Source organism: Dolichospermum sp. UHCC 0352, assembly GCF_009711925.1.
In the GTDB taxonomy this organism is placed as follows: Bacteria; Cyanobacteriota; Cyanobacteriia; order Cyanobacteriales; family Nostocaceae; genus Dolichospermum; species Dolichospermum lemmermannii.
The window spans coordinates 1-11306 of record NZ_VIKY01000324.1 but is presented as its reverse complement, the minus strand read 5'-3'; the positions used below and the strand labels follow the sequence as shown (position 1 = coordinate 11306).

General features: G+C 36.9%; 11 protein-coding genes. 9 read left to right on the top strand and 2 right to left on the bottom strand.

Annotated elements, in window-relative coordinates:
• Positions 1–191: 191 nt before the first annotated feature.
• The gene (locus tag FJR06_RS23605; RefSeq protein ID WP_015078385.1) at positions 192–812 is read right to left on the bottom strand and encodes a hypothetical protein; all 621 of its coding nucleotides are present in this window, start codon (positions 810–812) and stop codon (positions 192–194) included.
• Positions 813–1262: 450 nt separating this feature from the next.
• Here FJR06_RS23605 and der point away from each other — a divergent pair, with 450 nt between their 5' ends.
• The 5 genes from der to FJR06_RS23580 all read left to right on the top strand — a co-directional run bounded on the left by der (position 1263) and on the right by FJR06_RS23580 (position 6644).
• Complete coding sequence (gene der / locus FJR06_RS23600) at positions 1263–2627, top strand: ribosome biogenesis GTPase Der (RefSeq protein WP_015078384.1); 1365 nt, start codon at positions 1263–1265, stop codon at positions 2625–2627.
• Positions 2628–2912: 285 nt separating this feature from the next.
• Entirely contained in the window at positions 2913–3842 is a 930-nt protein-coding gene (locus tag FJR06_RS23595) for an energy-coupling factor transporter transmembrane protein EcfT (RefSeq protein WP_015078383.1), read from the top strand.
• A 246-nt stretch (positions 3843–4088) separates the two neighbouring features.
• The gene (locus FJR06_RS23590; protein WP_168652387.1) at positions 4089–4805 is read left to right on the top strand and encodes a Uma2 family endonuclease; all 717 of its coding nucleotides are present in this window, start codon (positions 4089–4091) and stop codon (positions 4803–4805) included.
• A 234-nt stretch (positions 4806–5039) separates the two neighbouring features.
• Positions 5040–5621 (top strand): hypothetical protein, encoded by a 582-nt coding sequence (locus tag FJR06_RS23585; protein WP_015078381.1) that lies wholly within the window; start codon positions 5040–5042, stop codon positions 5619–5621.
• Positions 5622–5807: 186 nt separating this feature from the next.
• Complete coding sequence (locus tag FJR06_RS23580; RefSeq protein ID WP_015078380.1) at positions 5808–6644, top strand: DUF4351 domain-containing protein; 837 nt, start codon at positions 5808–5810, stop codon at positions 6642–6644.
• Positions 6645–6733: 89 nt separating this feature from the next.
• On the opposite strand, the gene FJR06_RS23575 is transcribed toward FJR06_RS23580, so the two are convergent.
• On the bottom strand, positions 6734–7870 hold the full coding sequence (locus tag FJR06_RS23575; RefSeq protein WP_015078379.1) for a cob(I)yrinic acid a,c-diamide adenosyltransferase: 1137 nt from the start codon (positions 7868–7870) through the stop codon (positions 6734–6736).
• Between the two features lie 274 nt (positions 7871–8144).
• On the opposite strand from FJR06_RS23575, the gene fraC reads away from it, so the two are divergent.
• From fraC to purN, 4 genes are all read left to right on the top strand, one after another.
• The gene (gene fraC, locus FJR06_RS23570) at positions 8145–8681 is read left to right on the top strand and encodes a filament integrity protein FraC (protein ID WP_168652385.1); all 537 of its coding nucleotides are present in this window, start codon (positions 8145–8147) and stop codon (positions 8679–8681) included.
• Positions 8682–8722: 41 nt separating this feature from the next.
• Positions 8723–9733 carry a septal junction protein FraD gene (gene fraD / locus FJR06_RS23565; RefSeq protein WP_015078377.1) on the top strand — a complete coding sequence of 337 codons (1011 nt, stop codon included), beginning with the start codon at positions 8723–8725 and terminating at the stop codon, positions 9731–9733.
• A 20-nt stretch (positions 9734–9753) separates the two neighbouring features.
• Positions 9754–10533, top strand: coding sequence for an ABC transporter permease (locus FJR06_RS23560; protein ID WP_168652384.1), 780 nt, complete (start codon positions 9754–9756; stop codon positions 10531–10533).
• A gap of 83 nt (positions 10534–10616) precedes the next feature.
• Entirely contained in the window at positions 10617–11267 is a 651-nt protein-coding gene (purN, locus tag FJR06_RS23555; RefSeq protein ID WP_015078375.1) for a phosphoribosylglycinamide formyltransferase, read from the top strand.
• The last annotated feature ends 39 nt before the right edge of the window (positions 11268–11306 follow it).

The following is an 11306-nucleotide window of genomic DNA, read 5'->3' as shown; positions in this document are numbered from 1 at the left end:
TTTATCTTCCAAATGCTTCGCCCCTACTAACAACTGACAACTGACAAAAAGTCCATTTTTTGTAGGTTGGGTTAAGCGACAGCGCAACCCGACGCATTTGTTGGGTAACATACGTCAACCCAACCTACAAATCAAGAGTTTTTTCGATTTGGACAAGGTATTGTTATATAGATTGAATTTTTAACGCCAACTTAACTTATTGTTAATGTTTTTTTGCTTTTTAATCGCTTTAACCCTACACCAAGACCAATTCCTGTTATAGAACCAAGAATAGTACCACTCCCTGAAATATCCCAAGGCACAGGCACAGCCACAGCTGTAGCGAACCATCGGTTGGGATTATTCCAGTTACCTATGTTGTAGGAGTGTTGAACTTCATCTATATATGGAAGTTGGGTTGAATTGTTCGGCTGTATTGACGCTAAACTTAGAATAGTGTTCGTCTTTCCAGGTACGTGTTCAGTCTGGGTTGCATAAGCGAAGTACGCTCCTGCCCAATCATTCCCATTTATGTCAGTCGGATTCACGTAACAACCGCCTAATTGACAACCAACAACACTAGCCAATCCATTAGCAAGAGATTTATTTCCCCACAACGCATTAAGTGGACTGTTCAAAGCGTTTGTGCCGGAAAAAGCATCATTGCCATTGAAACTGTGCGTAGTTACATCGTACTTTGAACCATTATAGGTAAAAACAACAGCACCAGCAGGGGAAGCAGAAGCAATCATCCCAGCCAAGGTAGCACCAGCGATAGCTATACAAACTTTTTGGTTGATGAACATGGTGTTCAAAAATAAAATAGTTAACACAAACAAAGTTTAATACTATGTGACCATAAATATTGAATCTCATAACAAAATTTCGTACTTAAAGACATAGTAACCCCAAAATAACAAAATTAGCTCGCAAAGACAATCTTCCTGAACCAGTCTACATAGCTCGTATGTTGACACAAAAAATTCTCTAAATATCGCAGTTGACCTCACTTGGTCGTACTCACAATGCTTATACAGCCTTTGAACCATCCTAATTTGGCTACAGTATTGACAAATTTAATTATTTCTAATTGCAGATTTTTAGAACAAAACTGTTCCCAGTTAAGAGTTAAGAGTTCCCTACCCTGACAGACAACTTTTTCAAAAACTCCTAATTATCAAAAACCATGGTACAATAAATAGTTCTCTAAAACAGTGCTGGGTGAAGAACGTAGAGACAAAACTCAGCACACCTACACACTCAGCACTAAAGAACTCTAGTTTATGCCATTGCCAATTGTTGCAATTATCGGCCGCCCCAATGTGGGCAAATCTACCTTTGTAAATCGTCTTGCCGGAGATCAAACGGCAATAGTCCATGATGAACCAGGGGTAACACGCGATCGCACCTATCGTCCAGCTTTTTGGAATGATCGGGAATTTGTGGTAGTGGACACAGGTGGCTTGGTTTTTAATGATGACACCGAATTTCTCCCCATGATTCGCCAACAGGCCTTAACAGCACTTTCAGAAGCTTGTGCTGCTATTTTTGTTGTGGATGGACAAGCTGGTTTGATGCCCGCAGATGAAGAAATTTCTGAATGGTTACGTCAACAACCAGTACCCGTATTACTGGCTGTGAATAAATGTGAATCTCCAGATCAAGGGGTGATTCAAGCTGCTGAATTTTGGGAATTGGGACTAGGTGAACCTTTCCCCATTTCCGCGATTCATGGTAGTGGGACAGGGGAAATCCTGGATGAGTTAATGAATCACATTCCTCTGATAGTAGAAGAAGAGGAAAATAAGGAAATTAAAGTTGCCATTATTGGTAGACCAAATGTAGGCAAATCCAGCCTACTCAATGCGTTTGTTGGTGAATATAGAGCTATTGTCAGTCCTATTTCTGGAACAACTAGAGATACAATTGATACAGTAGTTGAACGAGGTGATCAAACCTATAGGTTAATTGATACTGCTGGTATTCGCAAAAAGAAACATATCGAATACGGGACAGAATTTTTCAGTATTAACCGCGCTTTCAAAGCTATTCGCCGTTCTGATGTGGTTTTATTAGTGATTGATGCGGTAGATGGCGTAACTGAACAGGATCAAAAATTAGCAGGTCGCGTCTTAGAAGAAGGTCGCGCTTGTGTTATTGTTGTCAACAAGTGGGATGCTGTTGAGAAAGACTCGTATACCATTTATGATCATGCAAAAGAATTAGAATCACGCTTACACTTTACAGAATGGGCAGATACCATTTATGTTAGTGCTGTTACGGGACAACGGGTAGAAAAGATTTTAGAATTGGTAAATACAGCGGCTGAGGCACACAAACGCCGTGTGAGTACATCAGTAATTAATGAAGTGCTAGAAGATGCTATCAGTTGGCATTCACCACCGACTTCACGGGGCGGTCGTCAGGGTAAGATCTACTATGGTACTCAGGTGAGTAGTCAGCCTCCTTCTATCGCGCTGTTCGTTAATGACAATACCCGCTTTAATGATAATTATCGCCGTTACATTGAACGCCAATTCCGCAAACAGTTAGGCTTTCAAGGTACACCCATTCGGCTATTTTGGCGCAGTAAGAAAGTTCGAGACGTGGAAATTGGCGGTCCAAACCGCGCTACTCGTGTAAAATAGGAAACGTAAGGAGTCAGGAGTCAGTTAGGAAGTAGGAAGCCAAAAAGGAAGCCAAAAAGGAAGCCAAAAAGGAAGCCAAAAAGGAAGCCAGGGAATAAATTCCCTGTCTAAAAGCTAAAGTCGGTTAAAACCGACTGTTTTATGTTTATTTATTCTAGAAATAGGATAATTTTTGATTTTGAGTTAATCAGAGTGCGTTTTAACGTACTTTAGCTATTAGACCGGAGTTTTATTTCTGGGTGGCTTACTGACAACTGACAACTGACCAATGACAACTGACAAAATATGGATTTATTGCGATCGCTTCCTCTCGGACTTTACTTAGAAGAACCGCAAACTTGGTTACATAAACTCGACCCGCGAGTTAAGTTAATTTGGTTATTGAGCTTTCTGAGTAGCTATATTGTCGCTAATAACTATTGGCGGGTATTATTGGTATTACTGCTAATTACTTTTACTGTATTTGCCAAAATTCCTCTGCGAGTATGGCGACAACAAATGGGCTGGTTGTTGATATTATCATTTATGGTATTAGTCATTGCCTCCATTAGTCCTGATGGATTAGGTGTAAGTTATCAGTCTCGCTTACCTGCAAATGAACAAATCCTCACCCAACCAATAAGTGAGAAAAAGACCCAAGTTACCCCAGTAATAGCAGATAGTCATAAAAAATATAGCTATGTGCTATTTAATAAAGGATTTGTGAAAGTAAATCGCCGTTCTTTGGATTTGGCAATTAGCTTGAGTACAATAGTTTTTACATTAATCTACAGCACTAATTTATATTTACTCACAACTGCACCAGAAGAAATTACTTCGGGAATGGAAAGTTTAATGCAGCCGTTGAGAAGGTTCAATATTCCCGTTACAGAAATTACCCTGACGTTAACTTTATCTTTGCGGTTTATTCCCCTAGTTTTAGAAGAAATCCAAAACCTAGTGCGTTCGGTAATGACTAGGGCAATTAATTGGAAAAAGCTAGGATTAAAAGGAGGGGCAAAAGTTTGGTTAATTGTGACTGAGAGATTATTAGAAAATCTGCTTTTAAGGGCGGAACAAATGGCAAATGCGATGATGGTAAGGGGTTTTACTAGTCCCAATGAACATCGAGTTAAATGGCAAGAGTTAAAGTTAATAACAGGGGATTGGTTAGCGATCGCCACTTTAATGATATTTTGGGTAATTAGAATAGCCTTTGGCGCTGATGTTTCTTAACTGATATTATTGATCACCCAGAAATACTGGGTGAGGTAATTGATTATTTTTTAGTGCTGAAAATGGTAGTAAACATCATTAACATCCCACCTACCAAAATAATCATTGCTAATCCTCCAGTCACTAAATCCAAAGTATTATTGTCTATGGTCATATTATTCATGCTCCTCTAAATTATAAATCCACCTGCGTGGGTTTAAAGACACTGTAAACACACAATAAAGTATATTTTCCAGGAATACTACTATGTATCAAACAGACCCACCCCGTTCACCCCAAGAAGTGTTACCAACGATGTATGATCTCAAAAGTGAAGATCCAGAGGAGAAAGGTTTGCCTGATCAATTTCATTTATTACAACCTCGTTTATTAGACGAAACTTTTAATTCTCCTACCTATCCTAGCAACAAAATATTTACCGCTAGTGATCTGAACCTCTATTATGATCCTCATCATCCCACATGGTACAAAAGACCAGATTGGTTTGTATCTGTGGATGTTTCTCCTCTTTATAAAAATGGTGATTTACGTTTAAGTTATGTAGTTTGGCAAGAGGGAATTACTCCTTTTATTATAGTTGAATTACTATCACCAGGAACTGAAAAGGAAGATTTAGGACAGACTTTACGAGATGTGGAAAAACCGCCAACTAAATGGGAAGTGTATGAACAGATTTTAAGGATTCCCTATTATGCTATTTTTGACCGTTACAAGTATGAATTTAGAATGTTTAAATTAGATGGTGGTCGTTATGCAGAAATAGATTTATCATCATCAAATTCTCGTTTTTGGATACCAGAAATAAAATTAGGTTTGGGAGTTTGGGAGGGAACTTATAATAATATTCAGCAGCCTTGGTTACGCTGGTATGATATTTCTGGTAATTGGGTTTTGACTCCAATAGAACAAAAGGAAAGGTTGATAGAACAGTTAAGAAAGTTGGGTGTTGAACCTGATATTTAATTTGTCTGAATCAGGATTTACAGGATTTAAGGATTTTCAGGATTTAATAAAGTTATTAATCTCAATGATTTTATGATCTAAAAGATGTCATTAACTCTTCAGTTGGGAATTAGGCATATAACCGTAGAAAAACTTCAAGCAGGATCGGAATTTGTAACCATCTTCGGTAAAATTTTGTATAATGCAAATAATACAACTTTTCGAGCTATATGTAAGATGATCATAAGTTTCTATATGCAGAATGGTGGTAATAGAGAAAATATCTCACATCTTCTACCTTACATTTTAGGTGATAGTCAAGAAAATTGTGTTTTTTACTATTATCCTGATAGAACATTTACAACTACCAATGATAGTTTTAAAATATTACATCAACTCTTTATTAAAGGAAGTTCCACAGAAAAAATAATTTATGGATATGTTGAGTTATTTAGTACATTTAAATTTTTAGTTTTACTATCCAATGACTATATCGGTAATGATTTTTGTAAAGAATATTCTTTTGATGTTATGGAGCGAGATAAAATAGAATCAAATATAAATATTGATTTATGCAAAAATAGCATTTCAGAAATTAAAGAATCTCAGCAAAAAAATATTAATAAATTCAAAAATGCCTTAGATGAATTGAGGTTTTTCATAGACCAGAAGCAAAGTGAAGAACATATTAGTAATATAGTTCAAACAAGTATTGAGAATGTATTTAAAGGCATTGAAGAAGGTTCAACTATTAATGAGGATGATTACATACGATTGATTGATAATTTTTTAGAAAAATTTGCTCATTTTTTAAATTTTAAAAATAGGAATTTCTAAAATACTAAAGAAGAAACTTTGGAATAGAAATTTACTTAACAAAATTATGAAAATTTCAATCTTGTTTACCTAGCGTTACCTATAAATCCTCAAACCCTAAAAACACAACTCAAACAAACATCCTGTAAATCCTTAAATCCTGGATATCCTGATTCTGACAATTTGACAATTTAACTTTATAACCCTATGAGTTTTGACAACGTTTGTAAACTACTAGCAGAAAAATATCCCTTTGATTTTGCTAAATGGTTACTTCCCCAAGAACCAAAAACCATCAAAGTCTTAAAAACCGAATTGAGTATAGAACCAATTCGCGCTGATTTTGTCACCTTCCTACAAACAGAAAATCGCATTTTACATATTGAATTTCAAACCAACCCACAATCTAAACCTCCCATTCCTTTTAGGGAGTTAGACTATTCAGTGAGATTAATCCGTACATATCAAGTTCCTGTAACCCAAGTAGTGATTTTCTTACAAGAAACAGATGATCCAATTGTTTTTACTGAAGAATATGTTAACGAAACAACCAGACACCGTTATCGTGTGATCAGAATGTGGGAAGAAGAACCAGAATTATTTTTGCATAATCTGGCATTATTACCATTAGCACCATTAACCCGGACAAATTCACCCCAAGGTTTATTATCCCAAATTGCTAATAATGTTGCTAAAATTGCAGATAGGGAGACTAAACAGGATATTGCAGCTTACACAGAGATTTTAGCCGGGTTACGGTTTGAAAAAGATTTTATTCGTCAATTGTTAAGTGAGGATATTATGCAAGAATCAGTAATTTATCAGGATATTTTGCAGAAGGGAGAAGGAAAAGGAGAACAAAAAGAGGCAGTTAAATTTTGTCTAATGTTACTTAATCAACGCTTTGGACAACTTGATTCTGAAATACTTGAAAGAGTAAAAGTCTTATCGGTTGAACATCTAGAAAATTTAGGTGCAGCGTTGTTTAATATTTCCGAAATTGCTGATTTAGTAACTTGGTTAAATCAAGAAGATCATCATTAATAGTGATTTTTGGGTTGGATTTTCTCAATCCAAACAAAAACTAAAAACTAGATCCCCGACTGCTTTAAGAAGTCGGGGATATTATCGGTTTAAAAATCAACCCCCCGTTTCAATTCCACACCTTGATTTGCGTAGTGTTTATGACAATAAACCTCAGAGTGAATACTAGCCAAATCAAAATAAGCCGGTTGATTTTGACAGCGCCCAGTAATAATCACTTCCGTATCACGGGGTTTACGTAACAAAGCTTGAACAATGGGATCAACAGGTAACAATTCTAAATCCACAGTGGGATTGAGTTCATCGAGGATAATAGTTTTATACACACCAGAAGCGATCGCAATTTTGGCAATTTCCCAACCCCTCTCCGCTTCTATATAGTCTAAATCTTGACGAGAATTCCGCCAAACAATGGCATCACGTCCACACCGTTGATGATCTACCACTTCAGGATAAGATTGCTGTAAAGCCGCTATAGCTGCATCCTCAGTATAGCCACTCCCACCTTTGAGCCACTGCATAATTAATACACGGGTAGAACCAGGATGATTGATACCTCTCCCAATAGCTTGCAAAGCCTTACCCAAAGCACTGGTAGATTTACCCTTACCTGCACCTGTATAAATTTCAATCCCTTCAATAAAGAGTTCTGCGGCTGTGGGGTGGTGGTGGGGTTTCATTTCCGAATGCAAATCCGCAATATCTAACAATGCTTGTGGTGCAGCGCGTCCAGTCGTAATGATTTCCAATTCTTGGGGTTTAGATTTTAACGTGTTTACCACTTCCTCCACCGATAACAAACCCAAATCCAAAACCGGGTTAATTTCATCCAAAACAACTACTGAATACAACCCGGAAGCGATCGCACCTTTGGCTACATCCCAGCCCCGTGCAGCCTCAGTTCGATCAAAAGGTGTAATTTGATCATGGCCAAAAAACTCCGCTCTTCCTGTGCGAACCTGATCAATAAGATGGGGAAACCCTCGCTGTAAAGCAGTTATCGCTCCATCTTCATCATAATCCCGTTCTGGACCCTTCAAAAACCGCAGCAATAAAACCCGGCTAGAATCACTGGGTGTATTAATGCCCAAACCAATCGAGCGCAAAACCACTCCTAAAGCTGCTTGGGACTTACCTTTCCCAATACCATCATAGACGTGAATTTGACCCGTAAGCCGCTCAGAACGCACTTGCGCTGTGCGAATACCGATACCGTTCCTTGTCATATTTTGAAAAGCTATAAAGTGGCAATTCCTTATCTTAACGAAACTAGAGTCTAGAATGTGCGGTTTTTTATCTGCGTATTACAGTTTGATGAATGTATAATATAATTATCTAAATATCTTGGCGCACCCAGATCATAAATGTCAGAAGAATGAGATAATTGCCGATTATCCGTATTCTTTCAGTTATACTCTGTACAACTAATCCCCAGATCCCCGACTTCTTGAAGAAGTCGGGGATCTAACTAACTCCTAAAATCTCCTTGTTGTTACCATTATGTCTGATGAATTATCACTACCTATAATTTTGCCCATTGGGGCGATATTTTTTGAGATCTTATTCTTACTAATTGCCATTCCCCTAGAAGCTTATATTCTGAATAGATGGCTGAAGTTTGATAAAAGAACCAGCATTTTTTATGCTATAGCCTTAAATGTTTTTTCGAGTGTAATTGGTTGGATTGTGTTTTTCACAGTCGAACCAATATTAGACATCGCTATCAAAAAAGAATTGATTAATTATGTGTTTTTTAATAAACTTCAAGATCCTAGCATTGGCACAATGATAGTTTTATTGTCATTTACTATTTTCATAGCGACTTTTTTAGTGAAATTTTTACTAATGAAGATCCTCATAATTTTTATGGGAGAAGGAGGAAAAAAAACAGAAACAGAAATCATTTCTTCACAGCAAAGAGCCAGTTATATGAATATGGCTAAGTTGCAAAATACTAATTTAATAACTGCAACCTTAATAGCCAATTCACTCAGTTACAGTGCCATAACCTTCATTATCCTAATTCGCTCTCGGTAAAATGATCAATATTCATCATTGTATTAATTAGAGGTAATCTCATGAACTTTTTATTGAAGGAAATACGTGGCATATTTAAATATATTCAGGATTTATTTGCAGGAGTGCAAAAATTTCTGACACCTGCTAAAGCATACTCGTGGCAAACATTAATTTATTTGAGTATTTTTTCTTGGGGAATATCATATTTTGCCCTAGGGTATATCAAAGATATTATTGCCTTTTGTGGTTGGCTATTTTTATTAGCAGGAACAGCTTGGTATACTACCGATGATCCTTTAAGAGTTCCGGGAACTTTTATGCCAGTGGGGGCAGTAACAACGGGATTTTTAGTGAGTATCTTTGCTTTTGGACACAAAGAAGGTGTATTAACACCGAATACGATAGTTATTTGGCCAACAATAGCTGCCATAGTTACAGCCATACCTAATTTCTTTGAAGGTACAGGTGGAAAATTAGCAAAAGCCAAACTTCCTAAATTACAAGATCGTCAAAAAGTTGTAGTTTTATTAGCTTGGTGTATGCTAATTAGTTGTTGGCTTCAGTTTTACTTTGTCATAGATAAATGGTTAAAAGAATATCCTAGTTTACGAGCAGATAATTTTCAAAAAAGTGCTTTTGTGATTAGATTAGAACCACCAGCCAAAAAGCCGAAAACTGGTGATTTGATCTTAAATAAATTGCAACCTTTAGTTAATCAACAAATTGCCAATAAACCTTGGTCAGAAGTGGAAAAATGGTTACTAGAAGCTAAACCGCGACTAGGAAACTTGGGGAGAAGAACGATTAATAGTAATTTAGGTCAATCTCAAGAAAGGCTATTATGGCGAGTTGAACCCCGTGTAGTCAATATTAAATCTGGATATAGACTAGATATTTTGACAATTTGGGGGGGACCTGGCGCCAACTCTCAAGGATATTACTGGAAAAAATCTTGTTTGATAGAACCATCTAACTCTGGTAAACAAACAGATAATAAAAACACCATTGCCCGTCTGACTTGCGATCGCACAAGTAAATTTATCATGGGTTCTCCACCAGCACAACAATAAGGAAGAAACAAGCAATTACTATGAATGTAATGAGAACTGTCGTCATGGCTAAGAATGTATTTCAGGAAGTGATCCGCGATCGCATTCTGTACATCATCGGTTTTTATGCCATTATCCTGGGTATTGCCTTCCGTGCCATTCCCGAATTTGCTGTCACTACTTTTGATAAAATCTTTTTAGACTTTGGTTTGGCAACCATGAACGTCATTGGTTTAATTGTGGCTATATTTATCGGCACAGGATTAGTTAACAAAGAAATCGAAAAACGGACTATCTTAGTATTAATTGCCAAACCCATCAGCCGCAGTGAATTTATTGCTAGTAAATATTTAGGGTTATCAGCAGTTATCGCTGTCTTAATTACCGCAATGACAATAATTTATTTAGGATTCTTACAACTTGGTCAAGTATCCTATCCGGTTACTAGCATTTTTCTGGCTACGCTATTCATCTTTTTTCAATTATGTTTAATTACTGCCGTAGCCATTACTTTGGGCATTTTTACTAGTTCACTGATAGCCACAGCCCTAACATTTGCAGTGTATTTAATAGGGAATATTACTCAAGATCTAGTGGCATTAGGTAAATTGAGTCAGAACCCTGGTATGGAACGCATTACCCAAAGTTTATATCTGATCTTGCCAGATTTATCTAGATTAGATTTAAAAAATGATGCTGTTTACGGTTTGCAAGCACTACCTGATACAATTACATTAATTACCAATGCGGGATATGGTTTGCTTTATAGTTTTATGTTGTTAGCGATCGCTATTCTTATCTTTTTAAGACGAGAATTTTAAATAACAAGATCCCCGACTTCTTAGAGAAGTCGGGGATCTGAAAATCTCGACTTTCAAAAATTTTGTGAAAATAATTATTGTCTATGATTTACGATTCCCCACTAAATACTACTGATAGTCTCATTTATCCTGATATTTATCATCACCAAGTTTCCTCGAATCAGCCTTTGAAACTAGGAATTATGGCTTCTGGGAATGGTAGTAACTTTGAAGTAATTGCCCAAGCCATTGCCGATGGTAAAATTAACGCCCAAATTCAAGTTCTAATTTACAATAATCCTGGGGCAAAGGCAGCAATTAGGGCTGAAAATTGGGGTGTAGAATCTGTATTGTTAAATCATCGGGACTATAAAAATCGGGAAAAGTTTGATCATAAAGTTGCCCAAACATTACAGCAGTATGATGTGGAATTTGTGATTATGGCAGGATGGATGCGATTAGTAACACAAGTTTTAATTGACGCTTTTCCTAATCGGATGATTAATATCCATCCCAGCTTATTACCGAGTTTTAAAGGAGTGCAAGCTGTAGAACAGGCTTTGGTTGCTAAAGTCAAAATTACGGGCTGTACTGTACATCTTGTTTCTTTAGAAGTTGACAGTGGTGAAATTTTAATTCAAGCGGCTGTTCCGGTTTTACCAGATGATACATCAGAAACACTACACGCGAGAATTCAAATCCAAGAGCATCGGATTTTACCAATGGCGATTTCTTTGTTGAGTCAAAGGAAATAGACAACTGACAACTGACAACTGTACGGGCGAAGCATTTGG

Bases quoted from the DNA above. Each gene is read 5' to 3' on its own strand.
- FJR06_RS23595 (WP_015078383.1), top strand. From the start codon at position 2,913: ATGGATTTATTGCGATCGCTTCCTCTCGGACTTTACTTAGAAGAACCG.
- FJR06_RS23590 (WP_168652387.1), top strand. From the start codon at position 4,089: ATGTATCAAACAGACCCACCCCGTTCACCCCAAGAAGTGTTACCAACG.
- der (WP_015078384.1), top strand. From the start codon at position 1,263: ATGCCATTGCCAATTGTTGCAATTATCGGCCGCCCCAATGTGGGCAAA.
- FJR06_RS23580 (WP_015078380.1), top strand. From the start codon at position 5,808: ATGAGTTTTGACAACGTTTGTAAACTACTAGCAGAAAAATATCCCTTT.
- FJR06_RS23575 (WP_015078379.1), bottom strand. From the start codon at position 7,870: ATGACAAGGAACGGTATCGGTATTCGCACAGCGCAAGTGCGTTCTGAG.
- FJR06_RS23560 (WP_168652384.1), top strand. From the start codon at position 9,754: ATGAATGTAATGAGAACTGTCGTCATGGCTAAGAATGTATTTCAGGAA.
- fraD (WP_015078377.1), top strand. From the start codon at position 8,723: ATGAACTTTTTATTGAAGGAAATACGTGGCATATTTAAATATATTCAG.
- fraC (WP_168652385.1), top strand. From the start codon at position 8,145: ATGTCTGATGAATTATCACTACCTATAATTTTGCCCATTGGGGCGATA.
- purN (WP_015078375.1), top strand. From the start codon at position 10,617: ATGATTTACGATTCCCCACTAAATACTACTGATAGTCTCATTTATCCT.
- FJR06_RS23585 (WP_015078381.1), top strand. From the start codon at position 5,040: ATGCAGAATGGTGGTAATAGAGAAAATATCTCACATCTTCTACCTTAC.